The following is a 24356-nucleotide window of genomic DNA, read 5'->3' on the forward strand; positions in this document are numbered from 1 at the left end:
TCAGAACCTCAGTTTCTGCATGGCCATCATCAGGTCGGTGGAGATGCCGACGGTGAGTGGCTGGGCAAACAGCACGCTGACCGAGGTGACGGCCGATGAAGTCGGGTTGTTGATCTCGTACATACTGGTGAAGCGCGTCAGGAACTTGCCGAGTTTCTCGGGGTCGGAGAAATCCGAGATGTCGAGTTTCTGCTCGAACAGCTGCGCCTGCTTGTCGACATCGGCGGTGGCGAAGGAATCGGGCAGGCCGAGCACGGTGCGCACGACACTGGCAAGCGCAGTGTCGGCCAGCACGTCATACCAACTGGTGATGGTTGGGGCCTTGCGATCGAAATAAAGCGCCAGCCGCACGCCCTGGTTGGTCTGGCCGGCATCCTCTTCGAGGGTCTGGCGCATGTATTTGTCGACGGTCGGCTGCTGCGCCGGATTGATGGTGGTGGCCGCTTCGCCGTATTGTTCGAAGTTGAAGGCGGCGGCCAGCCCGGCATAGGCCTTGTTGGTCATCTTGTTGGCGACGCTGTCGGCGTCGCGAATGCCACCGGCAAGAACGTTGCGGATGAGGTCCTTGCTTTCCGTCGCCGGGTCCAGTCCGTAGGCCGAGAGCACGTAGTTGTACAATCGGCTGTTGGCCATCAGGTCGTCGATGGATTTCACGTTCGTGACGTTGGCAAGGTAATACGCGGTCTCCGACTTGATGTAGTCCGCATTCGGCGCGATCAGGCCAAGCGCCGACTCCGTCGTATAGATTTTCGGCGTGTCTTTCTGCACTTCGTCGCGCGACGTCGTCTGATCGCCATATTGGGCAAAGTTGAAGGCCGTGACGAAGTTGGCGTACCGTTTATCCGTCAGCTTGTTTGCTGGGCTGTCGGGGTCGCTGACGCCGCCCTCGAGCATTGTGCGGATCTGCTGCGGCGTTTCGGTTGACGCATCAAGTCCGTAGGAAGCCATGGCGAAGGTGAGCAGGCGCTTGTCCGCCATGAGGTTGTCGATCGACGTCACCTTGGAAATGTTTGCCGCGTAATAATCGGCCTCGCCCTTGATATATTGCGCGCTTGGCTCGACCAATGTCAGTCCGGCTCCGGCCATGTATCCTTTCGGCACCGCCTGCTGGACATCGTCGCGCATGGTCGTCTGATCGCCATACTGGGCGAAGTCGAAGGCTGCGACGAATTTGGCGTAGCTCTTGTCGGGCAGTTTGTTGGCGGGACTGTCGGGATCGCTGACGCCACCTTCGAGCATCGCCTTGACGGTTGCGGCAGGTTCGGTTGCGGCGTCGAGTCCGAAAGCGGCCATCGCATATGTCAGCAGGCGGCTGTCGCCCATCAGGTCGTCGACCGATTTAACCTTGGCGATGTTGGTGACGTAGTAGGCGGTTTCGCTCTGGTAGTAAGGGAGCCCCTTCTGCGAGGCGCCGATCTGGACTTGCAGCGCATAGTTGCTGGTCACCAGTTGCTGCGCCTTGTTGTAGACAGTCGTACTGGTGCCGTTGGCGGCGAAATTGAAGGCCCTGACGAATTCGGCGTAACGCTTGTCGGTCAGCTTGTTGGCGAAGCTGTTGGGATCGGAGACGCCTTCCTTGAGTGCCTTGACCATGAAGGCCTTGGCGTAAGCCATGTCCTCGAGCCCGTAGGCCTTCATGGCATATTTGAACAAACGGTCATTCTTGACGAAATCGTCGATCGATTTCACCTTGGTGATGTTGTCCAGATAATATTTGGTGTCGCGATCAACCACGGGCTGCTGCTCGATCCTGTCGATCGACTTTGAAATGTCCCTGGTGATGAGCTGGTAGCTGGTAAAGGTATTAAGCAAAAAGGTGCCTCCGGCCGAAGCTATGTCCGGACAATACCCCTACTTCCTTGCGCGAAACTGAATCGTCTCCGACGCCTTCGATTCAAGCCTCACACAAGGCACGGGGGCTATCCCTAGCTCCTGATGTGAAATGCGGAAGGACCTGTCGTGGGCATTCTGATTGGACTGGTGGTAACGCTCGGTTGCGTCCTTGGCGGCTTCATGGCCATGGGCGGCCATCTTCACGTGCTGATCCAGCCCTGGGAGGCGGTGATCATCTGTGGTGCGGCTTTTGGCACCTTCCTCGTCGCCAATCCGATGAAGACGGTCAAGGATACCGGCAAGGGCATTCTCGAAGCTTTCAAGCAGGCGGTGCCGAAGGAACAGGACTATCTCGAAACGCTCGGCGTGCTGCACTCGCTGATGCGCGAGCTGCGCTCGAAATCCCGCAGCGAGGTCGAGGCGCATATCGACAATCCGGAAGAGTCGGCGATTTTCCAGGCGTTCCCAACCGTGCTGCATAACCACGACCTGACGCATTTCATCTGCGACTACTGCCGCATCATCATCATCGGCAATGCCCGCTCGCACGAGATCGAGGCGCTGATGGATGAAGAAATCCAGACCATCAGGTCCGACAAGATGAAGGCCTATCACGCGATGGTGGCGGTGGGCGATGGCCTACCGGCGCTCGGCATCGTCGCCGCCGTGCTCGGCGTGGTCAAGGCGATGGGCGCGCTCGACCAGTCGCCGGAAATTCTCGGCGGTTTGATTGGTGCCGCACTTGTCGGAACGTTCCTCGGCATCTTCCTGTCCTATTCGGTGGTCGGACCGGTCGCCACCAAGATCAAGACAGTGCGCGAGAAGAAGAACCGCCTCTATATCATCGTCAAGCAGACGCTGTTGGCCTACATGAACGGCGCGCTGCCGCAGGTGGCGATCGAGTTCGGCCGCAAGACCATCTCGTCCTATGAACGGCCGACGATCGACGCGGTCGAGCAGAGCACGATGAATACCGGCACCGTCGAAAAGAAGGCCGCCTGAACGATGCGCGACAGATCGGTCCCGGCACTGTCATGACCAGCCTGGGCAGTCCAGCGGAAGCGCGCTCGCTGATCATCGAGCGTCTGGTCGGCGACAGCGGCGAGGCCGCGCAGGTCATCGACGCAGGCCGCGCCATGGCCGAACGCGCCGTGCCGCTGCTGCAGAAAAGCCTGACCAGCGAGTTTGGCGTTCCGGTCGTCGTCGATCTCAAAGCGATCGAGGTCAGCCGCGTTCCCGAGGCGCGTTCGCGTGCCGGCGACACGTTTGCGATGACCGTGATCGGCTCGTCGGCGTCCTCCGATGCGATGACCCTGGTGATCGATGCTCCGGCGATCGCCATCATGGTCTGCACGCTGTTCGGCGGCGACCCGGATCTGCCGGCATCGCCGATCGAACGCGATCTGTCGCAAATCGAAATCGATGTTTCGACCATGGTGTTCCAGCAGGTCGCACAGGCCCTCAACGGATCGGGAAAGCGTTCGCTCGACCTGCGCCTGCCCGCGCCGCGGGCAATGTCGGGCACCGAGGCGAAGCGGTACGTGCTGCGCGATGGCGCGGCAATCCGCATCGTGCTTGGCATCTCGACGCCGGCCGACAGTGGCACCGTGACGGTGACGATGCCGCAGCGCGTCGTGCTGGCCAGCCGCGACGGAGCCGTGCCTGTCAGCGACGACGATCACGGCCCCAGCTGGCGCGCCCGCTTCTCGGAAGAGGTGATGCGCTCCACCGTGGCGCTCGAGGCCACGATGCCGCTGGCGCGGCTGACGCTCGGCGACCTCGCCGGTTTCGAAATCGGCGACGTCATCGAATTCGAGGAAACGGCCCAGTCCCAGGCGCGTCTCAGCGCACGGGGCAAGACGCTGTACGTATGCGAGTTCGGCAAACTGGGACAGAATTACACCGTCCGGATCAGGCATCCTTACGACGCCGGGCAGGACTTTATCGACGGGCTGATGCCGGCTGCCGCCGGACGCGCCTGAGCATTTGGAGACGATCATGGCCAAAACCAAGGCGGAAGCCGACCTCGACCAGCCGGACGAGCAACTCGACCGTGCCATCGAAGAGTTGCGCGGGGTCCTGCATGAAGAGGAGCAACGCCCCGATGCGGCGTTCAGGGCGGCCTCATCGGCCAATTCGAGCGTGATCATGAACATCCCCGTCGATGTCCAGATCATCCTCGGCAGCACCGAGATGCCGGTCTCCGATCTGATGGCGCTGCAAAAAGGGTCGACCGTGGCGCTCAATCGCCGCATCGGCGAACCTGTCGACGTCGTGGTCAACGGCCGAAAGATCGCGCGCGGCGAGATCACCGTTCTGGAAAGCGATCCGTCGCGCTTCGGCATCAGGCTGACCGAAATCATCGCCGGCACGAAGGGCGCCTAGACATGGTTTGCGGGGCTTGCCGGTGGCAGCGGAGGCGAGTGGCATGACGACGCCGGTGACCTTGACCCGCGCGCAGAAGGCGGCCGCCATACTTGTGGCGATGGGCAAGCCGTCGGCCAGCCGCCTGCTGAAATTCTTCAAGCAGGAAGAACTGAAGGCCCTGATCGAGGGCGCCCGGCTGCTGCGGACGATTCCGCAAAGCGATCTTGAGCGCATCGTCGCCGAGTTCGAGGCCGAGTTCACGGAAGGGGCGGGATTGCTCGATTCCGCCGACAGGATGGACACCATCCTCAACGAATCGCTGTCGCCCGAAGAGATGAGCGCGATCATGGGCGACAGGAAATTCGAGGTCGCACCGGAAGGCCCGCCGCCGATCTGGCCCGAGCTCGAAAAGCTCGAGCCGGCGCGGCTTGGCGCCTTCCTGGCCGGTGAGCATCCGCAGACAGCGGCCATGGTGTTGTCGAAGCTGGCGCCGCAGGTGGCGGCGAGCGTGCTGCTGACACTGACCAAGCCGATGCGTGGAGAAATCATCAAGCGCATGGTGACGATGGCCAATGTTCCCGACGCTGCCGCCAGGATCGTCGAAAACCGGTTGCGCACCAGTGTGCTGGCCGAAACCTCGACCAAAGACACCTCGGCCGGGCAGGCGCGTGTTGCCAGCGTTCTCAACGAACTCGACAAGCCGCTGCTCGAGGAGGTGATGCAGGATCTGGAAGCCGCCGGCACGCCTGATCTCGACGGCGTGCGAGCCCGGCTGTTTGCTTTCGACGATCTGCCGCTGCTCACCCAGAAAGCGCGGGTGCTGCTGTTCGACGGGCTATCGACGGAGCTGGTCACGCTGGCCTTGCGTGGCACGTCGGCCGCACTCGCGGAATCGGTGCTGTCGGCCATCGGCGCCCGCTCGCGGCGCATGATCGAAGCCGAACTCGGGCAGGGCTCGGACGGGATCCCCCTCGCCGACATCATGGCGGCCCGCAAGACGATCGTGACGACGACGATCCGGCTGTCGCGCGAAGGCGCCTTCGAACTCCCCTCGACCCAAGACGCCGCCTAGGACCGCGCCATGGCTGACGCGGTCGACAAGGATTCGAAAACCGAAGAGGCGACGGAAAAGAAGATCCGCGACACCATCGAACAGGGCAAGCTGCCCCATTCGCGGGAGACAGCGCTCTTTGCCTCGTTCGTTGCCATACTGGTGTTCACCGTCTTCTACGCCAAGGATGCGATCATCGATCTCGGCATGTTCCTGTCGATGTTCCTGGAGAAGCCGGAAGCCTGGCCGATGGACACGGAGACCGACGTCATCGCGCTTTACAAGATCGTCCTGCTCGAGGTCGGCCGCGCCGTCCTGAGCTTGATGGTGCTGCTGACCGTCGCCGGCGTCGGCGCCTCGGTGTTCCAGAACATGCCGCAATTCGTAGGCGAGCGGGTCCGGCCGCAACTCTCGCGCATTTCGATCGCCAAGGGTTGGAACAGGCTGTTCGGCATCCAGGGTTGGGTCGAGTTCCTGAAGTCACTCGGCAAGGTCGGGTTTGCCATCGTCGTGCTGAGCTTCACCCTGTCGGAAGACCACCGCAAGCTGCTCGCCGGGATGATCACCAATCCGATCGCCTTCGGTCTCGTCATCCGCGGCATCGCCGTCGACATCCTGGTGGCCATCGTCTTCGTCATGGGGCTGATCGCGGCAGTCGACATCGTCTGGTCGCGTTTCCACTGGAAGCAGGATCTGCGCATGAGCAAGCAGGAGGTCAAGGACGAGTTCAAACAGTCCGAGGGCGACCCGATCGTCAAGTCGCGGCTGCGCTCGCTGGCGCGCGACCGGGCGCGCAAACGGATGATGACGGCGGTGCCGCGCGCAACGCTGATCATCGCCAACCCGACGCACTTCTCGATCGCGCTGAAATATGTGCGCGACGAGGACTCGGCGCCCATGGTGCTGGCCAAGGGCCAGGATCTGGTGGCGCTCAAGATCCGCGAGATCGCGCGGGAACACAACATCCCGGTCTTCGAGGACGTGGCGCTCGCCCGCTCCATGTACAAGCAAGTTTCGGTCGATAATGTGATCCCGTCACAATTCTACCAGGCCGTCGCCGAACTGGTGCGGATCGTCTACTCGAAAAAGGCTGAGCGCAGACAGATTTCATGAACCGGCAACCGCACGCAAAATCCCGCGAGATCATCGTCGCCAGCGCCATCGAGCAGGTGGTGAGGGAACTGAGGCTGATCGATGTCGCCGACTACATCGCCTTTATCCGGCTGGAGCATTTCGCGTGCCTGTCGGACCTGGTCGATTCAGCGGTTGAGTTGTTCTTCATGCCGGGCACTCTGCGGCTCGGCCATGGTGGTGAGGCGCATGTCGACTGGAGCGGCAGCCCGCGCATCGTGCTCGATCTGGAACTGAGGCCGCCCGGCGTCACCGTCTATTTCCAGCTGACGCTGAGCGAGCTCGGCGCGTCGGTGGCGGTCAACTACGTATCGTTCGAGAAGCCGGGCGAAGACCCGGAGCGCAACACGGCGCTGCTCGAAGCGGTGATCGAAGAGGCGCGTATCCGCAAGGTCGAGCCGCTGGCCTATCGCTGATCGCTTTCGAATTCCTCTATTCGATCAAGCCCAGCCGCAGCGCCTTGGCAACGGCCTGGTTGCGATTGACGGCGTTGAGCTTCTGGGTCGATTGGGTCAGATACTGGTTGGCGGTGTGCACCGACAGTTTCAGGAGTCGCGCGATCTCCTCGCTGGTGTTGCCGTTGGCGGTCAGCTTCAGGCATTCGAGTTCGCGCTTGGAGATTGCACGCATGCGGCCGGCATCGCCCGGACGGATGCGGGCGACGGCGGCGAACAGCGAAAAGCAGCGGGCGTGTATTTCGTAGAGCGCATCCTGCTGCAAGGTCATCTCCGAGCCCAGGAACACGACAAGACCGCATTGGCCGCGGTCGGCGTGCACGGGAAAAGCGATGCCGCTGGTTCCGGGCACCAGCGCCGCCATCCGCTCGGTCCAGGCGAAATCGCCAAACAGCTCCGCCGTGGCAGGGACGCCGTCATCCGTCCACCAGCGCGGTTCGGTCGAGATGCGGGTGTGGCGCACGATCTCCTCGCCGTTGGCGCCTGAGATGAACTTGGTCGCCACGGCAATGCCGGGATAATCGGAATCGAAGCATGGCACGAGCCGCGCCCGCTCGGGCGAGGGGCTTACGAAGAAGAGGCCGAAAGCCGAGGCATTCATGTCAACGGCGATCCAGCGGCAGCGGCGCACGGCATCGGGAATGGTGACCGCGTGATGGGTTTCGGAGCCAAGGGTGAAGGCCCCGAACGGGTTGCGCTGCTCGTTGAAAAGGGCTTCGGCCGTTTCCTTGATATCGGCGTGTTTCAAATGATGCCGCTCCTGATCGCCGTGGCGATGGCCATCGCGCGGTTGCTGGCCGCGAATTTCTGGATGGCGTGGGTGATGTAGCTGTTGACGGTGTTGGAGGAGACGCCAAGGATGACGGCGACCTCGTCGGTGGTCTTGCCTTCGGAAACCCAGAACAGGCATTCGCGCTCGCGATCCGACAACGGGTCCTGCATGGCGGCGGCGGCAATCAGTTGCGGGATGTGCGAGAGCGCGTAGCAGCATTTCAGCTGCGCGCGCATCAGCGCCGGCTGGTCGATGCTGCCGGCGGTCGCCGCAGAGAACAGGGCAAACAGGCGCTGGCGGCCGACATTGAGGCGCAGCGAATAGATTTCGGCATGGCCGAGCACGTCGAGAAGGCGGGCTTCCTCGCCGGTGACCAATCCGTCTGCCTCTGGTGCTTGAGATGCCACCAGCGGCTGTGGGCGGATGCCTGGCGCGACGGTGAGCGCGCCTTGCGCAAGCCCGGCGATCAATCGCTTGCCGATCAGCTCGATGGCATCGAAAATCCAGTTGGAGGAGACGATGCGCGCATCGTTGCGGTCCTGGTCGTGGACGATGGCGACCAACATGTAGCTGTCGGCGCCGATCTCGGCGGTCAGTTGCATGAAAAAGCTGGTGAGATCGCCGCGCGACGTCAGGCGCGAGCCCAATGTGTCGGATTGAAGACGTGCGGCGGGACTGCTCATTCTTGTTGCTTTTGGCCGGAATCGTTTCTGCTGTCCGGATACTGGAAGCCAGCCGCCGAACCCGAATACGCATTACTTTGACGAAGACACACGCGTGGCGCAGGGCTGCACCGAACCAAACCCGAATCCATTCAGGGAACGCGAAGCCGTCCGCGTCTGGTGCCGGAAAAGCTCCGGAACAAAAGACTTTGGGTGGTCGCCGCGCCCCCCAGGACCGGCTGATTCGGGTCTAATCTACCCGCAGTTGAATCTGACATCAAACGCGATTTGACAAAATCGAATCCGGTGGACTCATGTGCGACTCACAAGTCGGTTTTCGCGCCCTGGACAGAAGACCGGGACGCGAAAGTCTTCGCCGGCCACCTCGGCGGCTGGTCGATTTCGCCAGGCTCGGGAGCATTGGACAGACGGGCGCGCCGGTTGCTGTGCCGAAGGGGGTGCCTTGGCCCGATAGTCGGAGCCGGGCGATGTTGCCGCCCGGTCCCGGTGGTCCTTTGCTTATGCCTGTCGTTGTCCCAAAACCGCCAGATGCTCCTGGACGACAGGCATTTACCGATCCTCGAACCCGGTCAGCACGCCGACCGCGTTGATGCCGATCTCCTCGACGGCATAGCCGCCTTCCATGACGAACAGCGTCGGCAGGCCGAGCCTGGCGATGCGGCGGCCGATCTTGGGATAATCAGACGTCTTCAGCTTGAACTGGCTGATCGGGTCCTTCTCGAACGTATCGACACCCAGCGAGACGATGACGACATCCGGTGCATAAGCGGCGAGCCTGCCGCAGGCATCCTCGAGCGAGGCGTTCCATGCATCCCAGTCGGTGCCGAAGGGCATCGGATAATTGATGTTGAAGCCTTCGCCGGCACCCGCGCCGCGTTCGTCGGCATGGCCGAGGAAGAACGGGTACTCGACCATCGGATCGCCATGCAGATTGAGCACCTGGACGTCGGCACGGTCGTAGAAGATCTCCTGCGTACCGTTGCCGTGATGGTAGTCGACATCGAGGATCGAGATGCGTTTGGCGCCGTGGTCGCGGAACCATTGCGCGGCGACAGCGGCGTTGTTGATGTAGCAATAGCCGCCCATGAAGCCAGCCCCGGCATGGTGGCCGGGTGGACGGCAGAGCGCGAAGGCGGAAGCCTCGCCATCCTTGAGCAGGCCGGCGGCGGTCAGCGCTACGTCGTAGGAAGACTTGATCGCGGCCCACGTGCCTTCGACGAAAGTGGCGCCGGCATCGAAGGAATAATAGCCGAGCAGCGCGTCGACGCGCTTTGGCGGCACGTCGCCGCGCAGGCCGCGCGTCGGCCAGGTGAAGGGCATCGCCGTGCCTGTGAGACCTGCTTCCAGCCATTGCGGCCAGACCGTCGGGAGAAAGTCGATATAGTCTGATTTGTGGATGCGCTTGGCGGCGGCGAGGTCATGTTCGTGCGGCGCGATGATGGGACCCAGTTTCTCGCTTTCGACCCGCGCCTTGATGAATTCGGCCCTCGATGGCTTCTCGAAACCCGGCACGATGGCTGATGTGACCAGTTCCATTTGACCGGCATGGCCGGCGTGAAGGGGGGAGAAAACAGTCTTCATAAATTCCTCTCGAAGTGCGAAATCAGTCAAGATTCAAGATTGAGATAAGGGCTCACCAGAGCGAGCCACATTCTTTCCACATCGTCCTCGATGAGGTCGTATGTCTTGCGGTCTCTTTTCAGCCCGACAAGCCGGCAGGCGTGCCCGACGTCCATCATCAGCACGCCGAGCCGGCTGGCGACATTGTCTTCAAGCGCCGGGTTCACATGCTGCAGCCATGCGGCGTAGAGCGCGATGATCTGCTCGTCATATTCGTTCTGGATCGGCCTGAGGTCGGCGTTGCCTGAAATGGCCTCGATCACCGGCATCAGGCTGGCGTTTTCGAGGTAGAGTCTGGACGTGTCGATGAAGAGCTTGCGCACTTCCTGCCGAAACTCTTCACGGTTGGTGGGCGGGGCGACCTTGATACGCTTGGCGATCACCTCGGGAAAGGATGACAGCCAGCGCCGGGCGAGGTCCAGAAGAATGGCTTCCTTGTTGGGAAAGTATTGGTAGATCGAACCAACCGACAAGCCTGCGCGCTGCGCAATGGCGAGCGTCGTCGGCGTCTTGGTTCCTTGCTCCCGCGTCAAGACCAGCGCTGCGTCGAGAATCCGGTCGACCACCTTGCTGGAGCGTTGTTGCCGCGGCTGTTTGCGCGGTTCGAGCGCTATCCTGGTTTTGCGGTCGAGACTGCGCTTCACCGTCCGATGTCCTCGTTCCCCGCCCGGTCTCAACATGGTGGGAGCTTGCTGTCCACGATACATTCCAGATTCGGTATGTTGACAAACGCGAATAATCAGTCGCATTCTTTATCCACGCTGCCTCTTGGGATGACAAGGGGAATTTCCAAGACAGCGCGCTGGCATTCCTTTTCGTCCCATGGCGCCGCTCCGGTGGAGTGGCAGGTCGTTGGCCAAGAGGTTGTCGGTCTCAGTCAGTCGTCAAAAGCGCGGAGTCGCGATGTCTGTCACAGGTGCAGGTCACAATGCGGATCTGATCGTCATCAATGGTCGTGTACTGACCATCGACGACGACAATCCCACCGCCGAGGCCGTCGCCGTCAAGGACGGCGCAATCATCGCCATCGGCAGCCGCGCCTCCATCGAAGAGTTCAAGGGACCGGCCACCAAGGTAATCGACGCCAAGGGCGGCTCCGTCCTGCCGGGTTTTATCGAAGCCCACATGCATCTGTTTTCGGGCGGGGCTGAACTTGCCCACCTTCAACTCACCGGTATCCATGGCTTCGAGGCGCTGCAGAAGGCGATCCGCGACTATGCGCCTACCCGGCCCGACGCGAAGATGCTGGTCGGCCAAGGCGTCGACTACACCGTGCTCGGCAGCGAGCGCGTGACGCGCCATCACCTCGACGCCATTTTGCCCGATCGTCCGTTCTGCATGGCGGCGCCCGACCATCACACCATGTGGGCCAACACCAAGGCGTTGGAAATGGCCGGCATCCTGCAGGGGCGCACGCTCGGCCCTGGCAATGAGATTGTCATGGGTGACGATGGACTGGCCGCCGGCGAATTGCGCGAAGGCGAGGCCTTTGGCCCGGTGCTCGACCTTGCCGGCGAAAGCCGGGTGCGGCTGGGGCTGTCGACCGGCGGCGAGCCGGACCCGATGCCGACGGCGGCCGAGCGGGACGCCGATCGCGACATCATGCGGCGCGGGCTCGCCTGGTGCGCCCGCCACGGCATCACCTCGATCCAGAACATGGACGGCAACCTCTACCAGCTTGAGCTGCTGGCCGAGATCGAAGCCGAGGAAGGCTTGCCCTGCCGCGTCAAGATCCCGTTCCACTACAAGAATTTCATGACGCTCGACATGCTCGACAAGGCATCTGGTATGGCCGAAAGCTACAACAGCGAATGGCTGTCGTCGGGCATGGTCAAGGTATTCTACGACGGGGTGCTCGATTCCTGGACAGCTGTCATGGTCGAGCCATACGCCGACCGGCCCGACTGGGTGGGCGAGCCGCTGTTCACGCCGCAACAATTCATCGATCTGGCCGTCGCGGCCGACAGGCGCGGGCTGCAGATCGCCGTGCACTCGATCGGCGACGGCGCGGTGCGCGCGGTGCTGGACGGTTATGAGGCGGCGCAGAAGGCGAACGGCAAGCGCGACAGCCGTCACCGGGTCGAGCACATCGAGGTCACCACCACATCGGATGTGCCGCGTTTCGCAGAACTCGGCGTCATTGCTTCCATGCAACCGCCGCATCCGCCCGGCGCCATGGATTTTCCGCTGGAGCCGACGGTGTCGCGCATCGGGCCGGCACGCTGGCCGCTGAGCTATGCCTGGCGGACCTTGAAGGATGCCGGCGCGCATGTCGTCTTCGCATCCGATTGGCCGGTGTCGCCGATCGATCCGATCCTGGGCATTCAGGCGGCAGTGTTGCGCAAACCGTGGGCAGAAAGCGACCCGGACCAGAGTTTTTCACTGCATGAAGCGATTGCCGGTTACACGATCGAGGGCGCCTACGCCGAATTCGCCGAGCACCGCAAGGGCACGCTGAGATCGGGCTACATGGCCGATCTGGTGGTTTTGTCGATGGATATCGAGAACACCGCCCCGGCCGATCTGCACAAGGTGCGGCCGGTGACGACGATTTGCGGCGGCAAAATCACCTATCAGGCCTGACTATGGCATGGGGCTTGCAGGCCTCAATGACTGACTGAACTGTGACCCAATGCCGGGCTTGCCAACCCACCGGCCATGTGGTCACATCGAACAGGGGAAGAGCTCCGCCAGCAAGAGCGGGGTCAACAGTGAGGCGTAATCGTGCCGGACAAACCGGATCGGAATGCGATTGAAGTAGTAAACGTCAGCAAAATTTTCGGATCAGGTGAGGGGCAGGTGGCTGCCCTCGACACGGTCTCGGTATCTATCCGCGAGAACGAATTCTTCACGTTGCTGGGGCCATCCGGCTGCGGCAAGACGACGTTGCTCAGGCTGATCGCCGGCTTCGATTTTCCAACCGCCGGTGAAATCCTGCTCTACGGCCAGGACATCGCGCCGCTGCCACCCTTCAAACGGCCGGTCAACACCGTTTTCCAATCCTATGCGCTGTTCCCGCACATGACGGTCGCCGACAATATCGGCTTTGGCCTGGAAATGCTGGGTAAGCCGAGGGCCGAGATCAAGGCGCGCGTCGCCGAGATGCTGAAGCTGGTCAAGATGGAGGCACTCGCCGGTCGTCGCACCAGCCAGATCTCCGGCGGCCAGCAGCAGCGCGTGGCCTTGGCCCGCGCCTTGGCACCGCAGCCGAAGGTGCTTTTGCTCGACGAGCCACTGTCGGCGCTCGACTACAAGCTGCGCAAGGAGATGCAGATCGAGTTGAAGCGGCTGCAGCACGAGACCGGCATCACCTTCATCTTCGTCACCCACGACCAGGAAGAAGCGCTGACCATGTCCGACCGCATCGCGGTCATGTCATCGGGCAAGATCCTCCAGGTCGGTTCGCCCTGGGATATCTACGACAAGCCGGCCGAACGCTTCGTCGCCGACTTTATCGGTGAAACCAACTTCCTGACGGCCGCCATCAGCGAGATGGCCAACGGCAAGGCGCGCGCCACGCTCAAGTCCGGTGCGACCATCGAGGCGACCGTGGCCCAGGGTTTCCAGCCCAAGCCCAATGCCACGGTCGTGGTTCGGCCTGAACACGCCAAGCTGACCAAGGCCAAGGGCGAACTGTCGGGGAGGGTCGACAATATCGTCTATTTCGGCACCGACACCCACATCCACGTTCATCTCGACAGTGGCGAACTCTTCACCGTACGCCAGCAGAACACGCGCAGCGCGGGCTGCGGTTTCGAGAAGGGCGACGCGGTCGGGATCCTCATCGGCAGCGATGCCGCCCAGGTCCTGAAGGACTGACGATGGCGACCGCGGAAGAAGTCGCCAAGGCAGCGGAGCGGCGCGATGTCCGCGACCGCTGGCTTTTGTCAGCGCCAGCGCTGCTGGTCATTTTCCTCGCAGCGACCGGCCCCTTGCTGATCGTGCTCGTCTACTCGTTCCTGACGCCAGGCTCCTATGGCGACGTGAAGTGGCAGTTCTCGCCGGAAGCCTGGATAGCGGTGTTTCTGGAACGCGATATCTTCGACGACACGCTTTCGATCGCCGCCGCCCACGTCACCATCTTCCTGCGCTCGATCAAGCTCTCGGTGGTGACGACGATCGCCACCTTGGTGCTTGGTTTCCCGACCGCCTATTTCATGGCGACGCGCAGCGAAAAGACCCGCGATCTCTGGCTGTTCCTGATCACCATTCCGTTCTGGACCAACCTTTTGATCCGCACCTTCGCGGTGTTGCAGATCATCCGCAACGAAGGCATCATCAACACAATGCTGCTCAAGCTCGGCATCATCTCGGCGCCGATCCAGATCCTCTATACCGACACGGCGATCCTGATCGGCATGGCCTATGTCTACCTGCCGCTGATGGTGCTGCCGATCTACGCCAGTATGGAAAAGCTCGATTTCCGGCTGGTCGAGGCGGGCTACGACCTTTACGCCACGCGCTTCCAGGTGCTGCGGCGGATTATCTTTCCGATGGTCAAGCCGGGCGTCATCGCCGGCTCCATCCTGGTCTTCATTCCAGCGCTTGGCGCCTATGTGACGCCGAGCGTGCTTGGCGGCGGCAAGAACATGATGCTGTCCAACCTGATCGAATTGCAGTTCGGGCAGGGCCGCAACTGGCCACTCGGCTCGGCGCTGTCGATCGCCGTCATGATCATCGTCATGGTGGCGCTGCTTGCCTATGTGCGCAATGCCGGCAAGTCGGGGGTGCGTCATGGCTAAGAACTTTTCCATCAAGCACCAGCCAGGATTCAGCGCGATCGCCGCGACCTGCTTTATCGTGCTGTATCTGCCGATCATCGTGCTGGTCATCTATGCCTTCAACGCGGCGAGCTCGACCTCCGAATGGGGCGGCTTTTCGCTGAAATGGTTCCAGTCGGCATGGCAGAACACGCAGGTCGTCGATGCCACGCTGCGTTCCTTCCAGATCGGCTCCATTGCGGCGGTGCTCTCCACGATCTTTGCCACCATGGCGGCGCTCGCCACCACCCGCACCGCGTCCTATCCCGGCCTCACCTTCAAGTATGCGGCGATCAACCAGCCGCTGATGGTGCCCGAGATCGTCACCGGGGTGGCGCTGCTGATCTTCTTCTCGCGCATCAAGATCTTCACCGGTTATTCCGGCATCGGCTATCTGGTCGCCGCGCACACGGCGTTCTGCATTCCCTTTGCCTATTTGCCGATCCGGGCGCGGCTTGAGAATATGGACCTGACGCTGGAGCGTGCCGCAGCCGACCTCTACGCGACGCCCTGGAAGACGTTCCGGCGCATCACGCTGCCGCTCCTGTGGCCCGGCATCCTGGCCGGGCTGATGCTGGCCTTCGTCATCTCGCTCGACGACGTCGTCATCACCGAGTTCGTCAAATCGGGCGGCCAGGACACGCTGCCCACCTACATGCTCGGCCAGATCCGCCGCGGCATCACACCCGAGATCAACGCGATATCGACCGCCTTCCTGCTGCTTTCGGTCGCGATCGTCACGTTGTTTTTCTTCGTCAGCAGGAAACGAGACTGAACCGAAAAATGGGAGTTAAAACCATGAACTGGAAGACAACAGCAACCGCCATGGGGTTGGCGTTGCTCGCCTCGACGGGCTTGGCCCGCGCCGACGGCGTGCTCAACATCTACAATTGGGGCAACTACACCAGCCCCGACGTGATCAAGAAGTTCGAAACCAAATACAACGTCAAGGTGACCATCACCGATTACGATTCCAACGACACCGCGCTGGCCAAGGTTCGCCAGGGCGGCACCGGCTTCGACATTGCGGTACCCTCGCAGACCTACGTGCCGATCTGGATTAAGGAAGGCCTTGTCCTGGAAACCGACCCCGGCAAGATGGAGAACTTCAAGAATGTAGCGCCCGAATGGGCCAACCCCGACTTCGATCCAGGCCGCAAATACTCGGTGCCGTGGGCGCTGGGCACGGTGGGCGTCGTCGTCAACACCGACGCCTACAAGGGACCGGCCGACAGCTGGGGCATCATCTTCAACACGCCGGACGAGCTGAAGGGCAAGGTCAACGTCGTTCCCGAGATGAATGACGTCATCTTCGCGGCGATCAAATATGTCGGCGGCCAGCAGTGCACGGACGACAAGGCGGTGCTGAAGAAGGTGCGTGACACGCTGGTCGCGGCCAAGCCGAACTGGATCGCCATGGAATACAACACCATCGAGAAGATGGGCGCCGGCGACTTCAAGGCAACCAGCGACTGGAACGGCTCGGCGCTGCGCCAGCGGCTGGCCAATCCGGCCATCCACTACAATTATCCAAAGGAAGGTTACGGCCTGTGGAGCGATAACGTGGTCGTCCTGAAGGAAGCCAAGAACGTCGACAACGCCAAGCTGTTCCAGAACTTCATCATGGATCCGGAAAACGCGGCGGGCCTGTCGGCCTTCCACCGCTATGCCAACGCCATCACCGGCTCGGACAAATACATGCCGGCCGACATGAAAGATGCGCCGGAAGTCGTCATTCCGGCCGCAGCGAAGCCACAGGGCGAATTCCAGAAGATGTGCGCGCCTGAAATCCAGGACATCTACACCAAGATCTGGACCGAACTGCAGAAGTAATCGCTGCATGACGGACCCGGCGGTACATGCCGCCGGGTCTTTTCTTTTCCGGGAATGGCTTTCATGGACTCCTATCGCAACAGCGATCCGCGGCCGCCGATCATGCAGGGCTCGCCGCCCGCCATGGTGCCGCCGAAGCTCGACTGGGACCGGCCGCCGTGGAACCGCTGGGCGTTCCAGCACATCCGTGAAATTCTGCCGACCGCCGAAGTCTGGCGCGGCAACGGCCATCGCCGCCGTCTCGAACGCGCCGTGGTCGATCTTGACGGGCTGGCGGTCGAGGACAGCGAGGGCAAGCCGACGACACTCGCCGGGCTGCTCGACGAGACCTATACGGACGGTTTTCTGGTGCTCAAGGACGGCAAGCTTGCCTATGAGCGCTATTTCAACGGCATGGACGAGCGCACGCTGCACCTGTCGCAGTCGATGGCGAAGTCCGTCACCGGTTCGGTGTTCGGCATACTGGTCGGGCGCGGCCTGATCGATCCGGCCAGACCGGTAAGCGACTACCTGCCGGAACTCGGCGCCACCGGCTGGGCCGGCGCCAATGTGCAGCATGTGCTGGACATGACCAGCGGCGTCCGTTTCTCCGAGGAATACACCGACCGCTATTCCGACATCGGCCAGGTCGATGTCGCCACCGGCTGGAAGCCGGTGCCGCCGGGCAGCGATCCGGATTTTCGCTGGCCCTCGCACATGTTCGAGCTGATCCTGGGCTTGAAGGACACGATCCGTCCGCACGGGGCTCAATTCGAATACCGCTCGATCGAGACCGACGTGCTTGCTTTCATCATGGAGCGGGTGACAGGCAAACGGCTGCCGCAACTGGTTTCGGAAGAACTCTGGCAAAAGCTCGGCGCTGATGAAAGCGCCTGCTTCACGGTCGACAGCGCCGGCTATGCGGTGGCCGACGGCGGTTTCAACGCGACGCTGCGCGATTATGGCCGCTTCGGCCAATTGATCCTCGACAATGGTGGCGGCGTCGTGCCGGCCGGCTGGGTCGAGGACACGCGCAACGGCAGGCATGGGCCGGACTTCAGCCCCAGCCTGCCGGAGGGCAGCTATCGCAACCAGTTCTGGATCGAGGACCCGCGCTCGCGCGCACTGATGTGCCGCGGCGTGTTCGGTCAGATGATCCATATCGACTGGAACACCGGAATGGTCGTGGTGAAGCTTTCGACCTGGCCGGATTTCGCCAATGGTGCCTATTCCATAGCGACGCTGAAAGCCGTGCACGCTATCGCCACGGCACTTCGCTGAGCCCCCACAAAGAAGAAACGACCCGGAAGGAAACGCCATGACCGGCAAAACCGTGTTCGAGACCCGCTATGGCTTCCGGCGCAACCAGGTCGTGCTCGCCAATTGGCGCGAGAACCCGTTCAACCGGTGGTCGTTCCAGAATCTCGGCGAACTGGTGCCGACCGCCCGGGTGACGGCGACGTCGGGCGTTGTCGAAACCCCCGTGCGCGATATGGGCGGCCTGCTCGGCGAGAAGGTCGCGATCGCCGGCACACCGGAGACAGTGGCTGATTTTCTCGCACGTTCGAGCACCGACGCACTGACGGTGATGAAAGGCGGCAGGATCGTCGGCGACTGGTTCGCGCCGCATATGGATTTCGGCGCCCGCCACATCATCTTTTCGATCAGCAAGTCGCTGACCGCCATCATTGCCGGCATACTAGAAGGCGAGGGGGTGTTCGACCCGGAAGCGCCGGTGACGGCCTACATCCCCGAAGCCGCCGGCTCGGCCTATGGCGATGCGAGCGTGCGGCATGTGCTCGATATGAGCGTCAGTCTCGATTTCGAGGAAGCCTATCTCGATCCGGAAAGTGCTTTCGCCCGCTATCGCCGTGCCACGCTGTGGAATCCGGGCGGCGGCACGGAGAGCCTGCGCGAATTCATCCTGACCCTGCAACGCCTTGCAGAGCCGCATGGCCAGACCTTCCGCTACCGCTCGCCGAATTCCGACCTGCTCGGCCTGCTGCTCGAGCGTGCGTCGGGCCAGCGGTTCACCGACCTGATGCGCGAGAAGCTGTGGCTGCCGCTCGGCGCTGTCAGCGAAGCCTCGATCGGCGTCGACATGGAAGGCACGGCGCGCACGGCCGGCGGCATTTCGGTGACGCCGCGCGACCTGGCGCGTGTCGGCGAGATGATGCGGCAAGGTGGCATGGCCAATGGCCGCCGCATCGTACCGGAAGCCTGGGTGCGCGACACGACCAGCACTGGCGGCAGTGCGGACGTCTGGCAGCGCGGCGCGATGCTGCCACTGTTTCCCAAAGGCCGTTACCGGAACAAATGGTACCAGACTGGACACGAGAACGGCGCCTATTGCGGCATCGGTATTCATGGCCAGTGGCTGTATGTCGATCCCAGGACCGAAGTGGTGATCGCCAAGATGTCGTCGCAGCCGGAGCCTGTCGACGATCCGCTCGATATCGAGATCGTCGCGTTCTTCGAGGCGCTGAGCCGGCTGATCTAGGCGCGCCGCGATCGCCACATTGGCGCACGCTTTCCTGTGGACCGCCGGGCTGATCGAAGCGCGGCGGTTGGCGGGCCGGACGTCTGCGCCTATGGTCGCCGCTCTTTGGATGAGAGCAGGAACGACATGGCATCCGACATCAAGCGCATTGCAGCCATCATCGCGGCCGAGATCAGCGCGCGGCCCGAACAGGCGGCCGCGGCGATCGAACTGCTCGATGAGGGCGCGACAGTGCCGTTCGTGGCGCGCTACCGCAAGGAAGTCACCGGCGGGCTCGACGACACGCAATTGCGCGATCTTGCCGAACGCCTTGCCTATCTGCGCGAGCTCGACGCGCGCCGCGACACCATCCTTGGCTCGATCCGCGAACAGGGCAAGCTGACCGAGGAGCTTGAAGGCAAGATCGTCGCCGCCACCACCAAGGCGGAACTTGAGGACATCTACCTGCCCTACAAGCCCAAACGCCGGACCAAGGCCGAGATCGCCAGGGAGCGCGGGCTGGGGCCGCTGGCCGAAGCCATCTTGGCGAACCGCTCATTGGTGCCTGCCGAACTGGCGCTGGCCTATGTCAGCGAAGAGGTGGCCGATACCAAGGCGGCGCTCGAGGGCGCGCGCGACATCCTTTCGGAACAATTCGCCGAGAATGCCGATCTGGTCGGCAAATTGCGCAGCTACATGAAGGAGCGCGCCTTCATGCGGGCCAGGGTGGTCGACGGCAAGCAGGAGGCCGGCGCGAAATTCTCCGATTATTTCGACCATGTCGAGCGTTGGGCAAATGTGCCGAGCCATCGCGCGCTGGCGATGCTGCGCGGCCGCAACGAGGAAGTGCTGTCGCTCGACATCGAGGTCGATGCCGATGACACCTCCCCGGTGAAGCCGGTCGAGCGGATGATCGCCAATGCCTATGCCATCGGCGGCAGCCTTCCGGGTGACAGATGGCTGATGGAGGTGGCGGGCTGGACCTGGCGTATAAAACTGTCGCTGCACCTGACGCTCGATTTGATGCGCGATCTGCGCGAGCGGGCGGAGGAGGAAGCGATCCACGTCTTTGCCCGCAACCTCAAGGATCTACTGCTGGCCGCTCCCGCCGGCTCGCGCGCCACGATGGGGCTCGACCCCGGCATCCGCACCGGCGTCAAGGTGGCGGTGGTCGACGGCACCGGCAAGGTGCTGACAACGACGACGGTCTATCCATTTCCGCCCAGAAACGATGTGCGCGGCACGCAGGCGGAACTCGCCAAGCTCATCCGCCAGCACAAGGTCGAGCTGATTTCGATCGGCAACGGCACCGGCAGCCGCGAGACGGAAAAGCTGGTGGCCGACATGCTGTCCGACATGCCGGCGGACGGTGGCCCCAAGCCACTGAAAGTGATCGTCAGCGAGGCCGGCGCCTCGGTCTATTCGGCATCGGCAACGGCGGCGGCGGAATTCCCCGGTCTCGACGTGTCGTTGCGCGGCGCCGTGTCGATCGCCCGGCGGCTGCAGGATCCGCTGGCCGAACTGGTCAAGATCGAACCCAAATCGATCGGCGTCGGCCAGTACCAGCATGATGTCGACCAGTACCGTCTCGGCCGCTCGCTGGAAGCGGTGGTCGAGGACGCGGTCAATGCCGTCGGCGTCGATCTCAACACTGCCTCGGCGCCGCTTTTGGCGCGCGTTTCAGGTCTGGGCGCATCGCTGGCCGACGCGATCGTTGCGCATCGCGATGCGACCGGGCCCTTCGCCAGCCGGAAGGACCTGCTCAAGGTGCCGCGGCTCGGACCTCGGGCCTTCGAACAATCCGCCGGGTTCCTGCGCATTGCCAATGGCAGCGAGCCGCTCGACGCCTCGTCGGTGCATCCGGAGGCCTATGGCGTGGCGAAGAAGATCGTCGCTGCCTGCGGGCGCGATGTGCGGTCGTTGATGGGCGATAGCGCCGCGCTCAAGGCACTCGACCCACGCGTCTTCGTCGACGAGCGTTTCGGCTTGCCGACGGTGCGCGATATCCTGGCGGAGCTGGAAAAGCCCGGCCGCGACCCGCGCCCAGGCTTCAAGACGGCGACCTTCGCCGACGGCATCGACGACATCAAGGATCTGAAGCCCGGCATGCTGCTGGAAGGCACGGTCACCAACGTGGCCGCCTTCGGCGCCTTCGTCGATATCGGCGTGCATCAGGACGGGCTGGTGCATGTCTCGCAGCTGGCCGATCGGTTCATCAAGGATGCGCATGAGGTGGTCAAGGCCGGCGACGTGGTGAAGGTGCGGGTCGTCGATGTCGACATCAAGCGCAAGCGCATCGCGCTTTCCATGCGCAAGGATAGCGGCGAGGGTGGTGCTCCGCGCAGCGGACCGCGCGACAATGGTGGCGGCAGGCCGGCACCACGTTCGCCGGCACCCCAGCAACGCCAGCCGGAGCGGCCGGCGCAACAGGGAGCGTTCGGTGCTGCTTTGGCGGATGCGCTGAAGCGAAAGTAGCTATTCTGCGACGAGCCCTATGAGTGTTCCAGCCCAACGAGACAGGGAGGCGTGGAGTTCAAGAGCCATTGAGTGTCGCGGGCACCATGCAAGACGCGCTCGACACGCACCTCATCGCCGTCGGTGGTGTAGAAAATAACATAGCGATGAAATGCAAAGGAGCGCAGGCCGGGCCATAGGGTCGGGCGGGGGACGCCGCCATGCGGCACGTCTGCAATGCGGCTACAGCGTTCCCTGAGCGCGGCAATGAAGCGCCGACCCGCAGCCGGATTTTCAGCATGGATGTAGTCGCTGATCTCTTCGACGTCCTGCGCGGCGGCTGGCGCAAATATGACCGCCATAGTTCACGGCTTTCCGCCGCGGCATTTTGCTTCCAGCCGCTGAAATACCTCTTCGGCAGGGATACCTGGGCCGCTTTCCACGCCTTTGCGGATATCCGCGCGCAACGCAGCAAGCTTTGCCTTGCGCTGTTCTTCGCGCTCTTCCAGCAGGCGCAGGCTATCGCGCATAACCTCACTGGCGCTGGCATAGCGGCCGCTTTCCACCAACTCGCGAACCAATGTCTCATAGCGGGTGCCGATGCTGTAGCTTGCAGGCATGGTCTCTCCTTTCGCTTTATCCAATATTATCAATTTTTGATAAACCGGCCAAGTCAAATTTGACGTGCGACCTGACCGAGCAGCCAGTCGCGAAAACTGGCGACCGGCGGATGGCCGCGCTTGTCGTGCGGGACGACGAGATAGTAGGCACTGCGGCTTTGCATGGGCTGGCCTGGCGCCGGCACCAGCTGGCCGCGCTGCAATTCGCCTGCAATGAGGATCAACGGCAGCAGCGCCACGCCGAGCCCCGCCATGCAGGCCTGGGCGGCGGTGCCGAACTGTTCGAACTGCATGCCGGGTCCGGTCGGCGCGCTCAGGCCCTGATGCTCGAACCATTCGGTCCAGGCGCCAGGACGCGTCGCCATGTGCAGCAGCGGCAGGCGGCCGATATCGGCCGGTGCGGCGATGGCGCGGCCGGCGAGGAATTCGGGCGACACGACCGGCGCCACGGTTTCGCGCACCAACAGTGTCGAGTCGGCCTCCGGCCAGTCCGGCAGGCCGTAGTGGATGGCGGCATCCAGCCTCTCCCTGGCGAAATCGAAGCGGCCGACGCGGGTGACGAAGTTGATGGTGATATCGGGATTGTTTTCGACGAAATCGGGGATCATCGGCATCAGCCAGCGCGTGCCGAAGGTCGGCAAAATGGCAAGGTTCAGCATGCCACTATGCCGATTGCTCATCAATCCAAGGGCTGCGTCACGCAATTGCCCAAGTGCTGAACGCACCGCCTCGGCGTAGATCTCGCCCGATGTCGACAGCCTGACATTGCGGCTGTCGCGTTCGAACAGCCGGCGGCCGAACTGATCTTCCAGAAGTTTGATCTGGCGGCTGACCGCGCCCTGGGTCAGATCGAGCTCCTGGGCGGCGGCGGTGAAACTGCCGAGCCGGGCCACAGCCTCGAAGGCGGCAAGGGCGCTGATGTTGGGCAAAAGGCGGCGCTGGACACTCATGATCCATTCCTAACGATCATTGATCGGTGAATCAATTTCGTTTGATTTTTTCGAGGCACAGGCCGATAGAACGGGCCAACATTTTGCTTCATGCGTGTCATCGTTTTGAGCGACATGCATTGGTTTGGGAGAACGTCATGGCCGCCGACAAGAACGCATTCGTCTGGGAAGACCCGTTCCTGATCGAGGGCCAGCTTTCGGAAGACGAGCGCATGGTGCGCGACGGGGCGGCCGCCTTCGCCGCCGACAGACTGGCGCCGCGGATCGAGGACGCCTACCTCAACGAGACCTTCGACACCGCGATCTTCCGTGAAATGGGCGAGGCCGGCCTGCTCGGCATCAACATCCCTGAAGAATTCGGCGGGCTTGGCGCGAACTACGTCACCTATGGGCTGGTCGCACGCGAAGTAGAGCGCGTCGATTCCGGCTATCGGTCGATGATGTCAGTGCAGTCGTCGCTGGTGATGTATCCGATCTATGCCTATGGCTCGGACGAACAGCGCAAGAAGTACCTGCCCAAGCTCGCCAGCGGCGAGTGGATCGGCTGTTTCGGCCTGACCGAGCCGGATGCAGGCTCCGACCCGGGCGGTATGAAGACGCGCGCCGAGAGGACCGCCAACGGCTACAAGCTGTCCGGTTCGAAGATGTGGATTTCCAACGCGCCCGTCGCCGATGTGTTCGTCGTCTGGGCGAAGCTGAAGGGCGAGAACGGCAAGGACGAGATCCGTGGCTTCGTGCTGGAAAAGGGCATGAAAGGGCTTTCGGCGCCGAAGATCGGCGGCAAGCTGTCGCTGCGGGCGTCGATCACCGGCGAAGTGGTGATGGAAGGCGTCGAGGTCGGCGAGGACGCGCTGCTGCCCAACGCAAAGGGCCTTGGCGGACCGTTCGGATGCCTCAACCGGGCTCGCTTCGGCATTTCCTGGGGCTCGATGGGCGCCGCCGAGGATTGCTGGCACCGCGCCCGCCAATACGGTCTCGACCGCAAGCAGTTCGGCAAGCCGCTGGCCGGGACGCAGCTCTACCAGAAGAAGCTTGCCGACATGCAGACCGAAATTGCGCTGGGATTGCAGGCGTCCTTGCGCGTCGGGCGGCTGCTGGATGAAGGCAAGATGGCGCCGGAAATGATCTCGATCGTCAAGCGCAACAATTGCGGCAAGGCGCTGGACATCGCCCGCCAGGCCCGCGACATGCATGGCGGCAACGGCATCCAGATCGGCTACCACGTCATGCGCCATGCGCAGAACCTGGAGACGGTCAACACCTATGAAGGCACGCATGACGTGCATGCGCTGATCCTGGGAAGGGCGCAGACGGGGTTGCAGGCATTTTTCTGAGCCGGCAACCGTTGCTTAAATTAGGTGCACCGCAA

General features: G+C 62.6%; 23 protein-coding genes. 15 read left to right on the forward strand and 8 right to left on the reverse strand.

Features of this window, described 5'->3' with window-relative positions; genetic code table 11:
- Positions 1-1812 (reverse strand): DUF1217 domain-containing protein, encoded by a 1812-nt coding sequence (locus LB519_RS26420; protein WP_024502684.1) that lies wholly within the window; start codon positions 1810-1812, stop codon positions 1-3.
- A 147-nt stretch (positions 1813-1959) separates the two neighbouring features.
- Between LB519_RS26420 and motA the strand changes: the two genes are divergently transcribed.
- The 6 genes from motA to LB519_RS26450 are packed head-to-tail and all read left to right on the forward strand — an operon-like array spanning position 1960 to position 6798.
- Complete coding sequence (gene motA, locus LB519_RS26425) at positions 1960-2835, forward strand: flagellar motor stator protein MotA (protein WP_013529803.1); 876 nt, start codon at positions 1960-1962, stop codon at positions 2833-2835.
- Positions 2836-2867: 32 nt separating this feature from the next.
- A complete protein-coding gene (locus LB519_RS26430) occupies positions 2868-3815 on the forward strand; it encodes a FliM/FliN family flagellar motor switch protein (protein WP_224621555.1) in 948 nt (315 codons plus the stop codon).
- A 16-nt stretch (positions 3816-3831) separates the two neighbouring features.
- Positions 3832-4218 carry a flagellar motor switch protein FliN gene (fliN, locus tag LB519_RS26435; protein ID WP_023809994.1) on the forward strand — a complete coding sequence of 129 codons (387 nt, stop codon included), beginning with the start codon at positions 3832-3834 and terminating at the stop codon, positions 4216-4218.
- Between the two features lie 43 nt (positions 4219-4261).
- Positions 4262-5272 (forward strand): flagellar motor switch protein FliG, encoded by a 1011-nt coding sequence (locus LB519_RS26440; RefSeq protein ID WP_013529806.1) that lies wholly within the window; start codon positions 4262-4264, stop codon positions 5270-5272.
- A gap of 9 nt (positions 5273-5281) precedes the next feature.
- Positions 5282-6364, forward strand: a complete 1083-nt coding sequence (gene flhB, locus LB519_RS26445; RefSeq protein ID WP_013529807.1) for a flagellar biosynthesis protein FlhB — start codon at positions 5282-5284, stop codon at positions 6362-6364.
- Positions 6361-6798 carry a hypothetical protein gene (locus LB519_RS26450; protein ID WP_013529808.1) on the forward strand — a complete coding sequence of 146 codons (438 nt, stop codon included), beginning with the start codon at positions 6361-6363 and terminating at the stop codon, positions 6796-6798. The genes flhB and LB519_RS26450 overlap by 4 nt, the downstream gene beginning before the upstream one ends.
- Positions 6799-6814: 16 nt before the next feature.
- Here LB519_RS26450 and LB519_RS26455 read toward each other — a convergent pair whose 3' ends face one another.
- The 4 genes from LB519_RS26455 to LB519_RS26470 form a co-directional block, all read right to left on the reverse strand.
- Complete coding sequence (locus LB519_RS26455; protein ID WP_027161441.1) at positions 6815-7585, reverse strand: helix-turn-helix transcriptional regulator; 771 nt, start codon at positions 7583-7585, stop codon at positions 6815-6817.
- Positions 7582-8292, reverse strand: a complete 711-nt coding sequence (locus LB519_RS26460) for a helix-turn-helix transcriptional regulator (protein WP_024502680.1) — start codon at positions 8290-8292, stop codon at positions 7582-7584. Before LB519_RS26460 ends, LB519_RS26455 begins: the two co-directional genes overlap by 4 nt.
- Before the next feature lie 549 nt (positions 8293-8841).
- A complete protein-coding gene (locus LB519_RS26465) occupies positions 8842-9873 on the reverse strand; it encodes a histone deacetylase family protein (RefSeq protein ID WP_024502679.1) in 1032 nt (343 codons plus the stop codon).
- Between the two features lie 26 nt (positions 9874-9899).
- Positions 9900-10661 carry a TetR/AcrR family transcriptional regulator gene (locus tag LB519_RS26470; protein WP_224621556.1) on the reverse strand — a complete coding sequence of 254 codons (762 nt, stop codon included), beginning with the start codon at positions 10659-10661 and terminating at the stop codon, positions 9900-9902.
- A gap of 154 nt (positions 10662-10815) precedes the next feature.
- Between LB519_RS26470 and LB519_RS26475 the strand changes: the two genes are divergently transcribed.
- From LB519_RS26475 to LB519_RS26510, 8 genes are all read left to right on the forward strand, one after another.
- Positions 10816-12495: an amidohydrolase gene (locus LB519_RS26475; protein WP_224621557.1), complete on the forward strand. Its 1680-nt coding sequence runs from the start codon at positions 10816-10818 to the stop codon at positions 12493-12495.
- Positions 12496-12636: 141 nt separating this feature from the next.
- Positions 12637-13731 (forward strand): ABC transporter ATP-binding protein, encoded by a 1095-nt coding sequence (locus tag LB519_RS26480; RefSeq protein ID WP_027161444.1) that lies wholly within the window; start codon positions 12637-12639, stop codon positions 13729-13731.
- A 2-nt stretch (positions 13732-13733) separates the two neighbouring features.
- Positions 13734-14654, forward strand: coding sequence for an ABC transporter permease (locus tag LB519_RS26485; RefSeq protein WP_013529815.1), 921 nt, complete (start codon positions 13734-13736; stop codon positions 14652-14654).
- Complete coding sequence (locus LB519_RS26490; protein WP_013529816.1) at positions 14647-15447, forward strand: ABC transporter permease; 801 nt, start codon at positions 14647-14649, stop codon at positions 15445-15447. The genes LB519_RS26485 and LB519_RS26490 overlap by 8 nt, the downstream gene beginning before the upstream one ends.
- A 23-nt stretch (positions 15448-15470) precedes the next feature.
- A complete protein-coding gene (locus LB519_RS26495; RefSeq protein ID WP_224621558.1) occupies positions 15471-16505 on the forward strand; it encodes an extracellular solute-binding protein in 1035 nt (344 codons plus the stop codon).
- A 63-nt stretch (positions 16506-16568) separates the two neighbouring features.
- Complete coding sequence (locus tag LB519_RS26500) at positions 16569-17765, forward strand: serine hydrolase domain-containing protein (RefSeq protein ID WP_224621559.1); 1197 nt, start codon at positions 16569-16571, stop codon at positions 17763-17765.
- A gap of 37 nt (positions 17766-17802) precedes the next feature.
- Complete coding sequence (locus tag LB519_RS26505; RefSeq protein WP_224621560.1) at positions 17803-18984, forward strand: serine hydrolase domain-containing protein; 1182 nt, start codon at positions 17803-17805, stop codon at positions 18982-18984.
- 126 nt (positions 18985-19110) lie between these two features.
- Positions 19111-21438 carry a Tex family protein gene (locus tag LB519_RS26510; RefSeq protein ID WP_224621561.1) on the forward strand — a complete coding sequence of 776 codons (2328 nt, stop codon included), beginning with the start codon at positions 19111-19113 and terminating at the stop codon, positions 21436-21438.
- 17 nt (positions 21439-21455) lie between these two features.
- On the opposite strand, the gene LB519_RS26515 is transcribed toward LB519_RS26510, so the two are convergent.
- Genes LB519_RS26515 through LB519_RS26525 form a run of 3 tightly spaced genes read right to left on the reverse strand, consistent with a single transcriptional unit; the run spans position 21456 to position 22987 of the window.
- Positions 21456-21779, reverse strand: coding sequence for a type II toxin-antitoxin system RelE/ParE family toxin (locus LB519_RS26515; protein ID WP_013529821.1), 324 nt, complete (start codon positions 21777-21779; stop codon positions 21456-21458).
- A gap of 3 nt (positions 21780-21782) precedes the next feature.
- Complete coding sequence (locus LB519_RS26520; RefSeq protein WP_224621562.1) at positions 21783-22037, reverse strand: type II toxin-antitoxin system ParD family antitoxin; 255 nt, start codon at positions 22035-22037, stop codon at positions 21783-21785.
- A 53-nt stretch (positions 22038-22090) separates the two neighbouring features.
- Entirely contained in the window at positions 22091-22987 is an 897-nt protein-coding gene (locus LB519_RS26525) for a LysR family transcriptional regulator (RefSeq protein WP_224621563.1), read from the reverse strand.
- A gap of 137 nt (positions 22988-23124) precedes the next feature.
- Between LB519_RS26525 and LB519_RS26530 the strand changes: the two genes are divergently transcribed.
- Positions 23125-24321 carry an acyl-CoA dehydrogenase gene (locus tag LB519_RS26530; RefSeq protein ID WP_024502670.1) on the forward strand — a complete coding sequence of 399 codons (1197 nt, stop codon included), beginning with the start codon at positions 23125-23127 and terminating at the stop codon, positions 24319-24321.
- The last annotated feature ends 35 nt before the right edge of the window (positions 24322-24356 follow it).

It is taken from the genome of Mesorhizobium sp. AD1-1, from assembly GCF_020164655.1.
GTDB lineage: Bacteria > Pseudomonadota > Alphaproteobacteria > Rhizobiales > Rhizobiaceae > Mesorhizobium > Mesorhizobium ciceri.

What these genes read in the sequence shown, in the direction of transcription:
- LB519_RS26430 (WP_224621555.1), top strand. Translation starts at nt 2,868, where the DNA reads ATGACCAGCCTGGGCAGTCCAGCGGAAGCGCGCTCGCTGATCATCGAG.
- fliN (WP_023809994.1), top strand. Translation starts at nt 3,832, where the DNA reads ATGGCCAAAACCAAGGCGGAAGCCGACCTCGACCAGCCGGACGAGCAA.
- LB519_RS26440 (WP_013529806.1), top strand. Translation starts at nt 4,262, where the DNA reads ATGACGACGCCGGTGACCTTGACCCGCGCGCAGAAGGCGGCCGCCATA.
- flhB (WP_013529807.1), top strand. Translation starts at nt 5,282, where the DNA reads ATGGCTGACGCGGTCGACAAGGATTCGAAAACCGAAGAGGCGACGGAA.
- LB519_RS26450 (WP_013529808.1), top strand. Translation starts at nt 6,361, where the DNA reads ATGAACCGGCAACCGCACGCAAAATCCCGCGAGATCATCGTCGCCAGC.
- LB519_RS26460 (WP_024502680.1), bottom strand. Translation starts at nt 8,292, where the DNA reads ATGAGCAGTCCCGCCGCACGTCTTCAATCCGACACATTGGGCTCGCGC.
- LB519_RS26465 (WP_024502679.1), bottom strand. Translation starts at nt 9,873, where the DNA reads ATGAAGACTGTTTTCTCCCCCCTTCACGCCGGCCATGCCGGTCAAATG.
- LB519_RS26470 (WP_224621556.1), bottom strand. Translation starts at nt 10,661, where the DNA reads ATGCGACTGATTATTCGCGTTTGTCAACATACCGAATCTGGAATGTAT.
- LB519_RS26475 (WP_224621557.1), top strand. Translation starts at nt 10,816, where the DNA reads ATGTCTGTCACAGGTGCAGGTCACAATGCGGATCTGATCGTCATCAAT.
- LB519_RS26485 (WP_013529815.1), top strand. Translation starts at nt 13,734, where the DNA reads ATGGCGACCGCGGAAGAAGTCGCCAAGGCAGCGGAGCGGCGCGATGTC.
- LB519_RS26490 (WP_013529816.1), top strand. Translation starts at nt 14,647, where the DNA reads ATGGCTAAGAACTTTTCCATCAAGCACCAGCCAGGATTCAGCGCGATC.
- LB519_RS26495 (WP_224621558.1), top strand. Translation starts at nt 15,471, where the DNA reads ATGAACTGGAAGACAACAGCAACCGCCATGGGGTTGGCGTTGCTCGCC.
- LB519_RS26500 (WP_224621559.1), top strand. Translation starts at nt 16,569, where the DNA reads ATGGACTCCTATCGCAACAGCGATCCGCGGCCGCCGATCATGCAGGGC.
- LB519_RS26505 (WP_224621560.1), top strand. Translation starts at nt 17,803, where the DNA reads ATGACCGGCAAAACCGTGTTCGAGACCCGCTATGGCTTCCGGCGCAAC.
- LB519_RS26510 (WP_224621561.1), top strand. Translation starts at nt 19,111, where the DNA reads ATGGCATCCGACATCAAGCGCATTGCAGCCATCATCGCGGCCGAGATC.
- LB519_RS26515 (WP_013529821.1), bottom strand. Translation starts at nt 21,779, where the DNA reads ATGGCGGTCATATTTGCGCCAGCCGCCGCGCAGGACGTCGAAGAGATC.
- LB519_RS26520 (WP_224621562.1), bottom strand. Translation starts at nt 22,037, where the DNA reads ATGCCTGCAAGCTACAGCATCGGCACCCGCTATGAGACATTGGTTCGC.
- LB519_RS26525 (WP_224621563.1), bottom strand. Translation starts at nt 22,987, where the DNA reads ATGAGTGTCCAGCGCCGCCTTTTGCCCAACATCAGCGCCCTTGCCGCC.
- LB519_RS26530 (WP_024502670.1), top strand. Translation starts at nt 23,125, where the DNA reads ATGGCCGCCGACAAGAACGCATTCGTCTGGGAAGACCCGTTCCTGATC.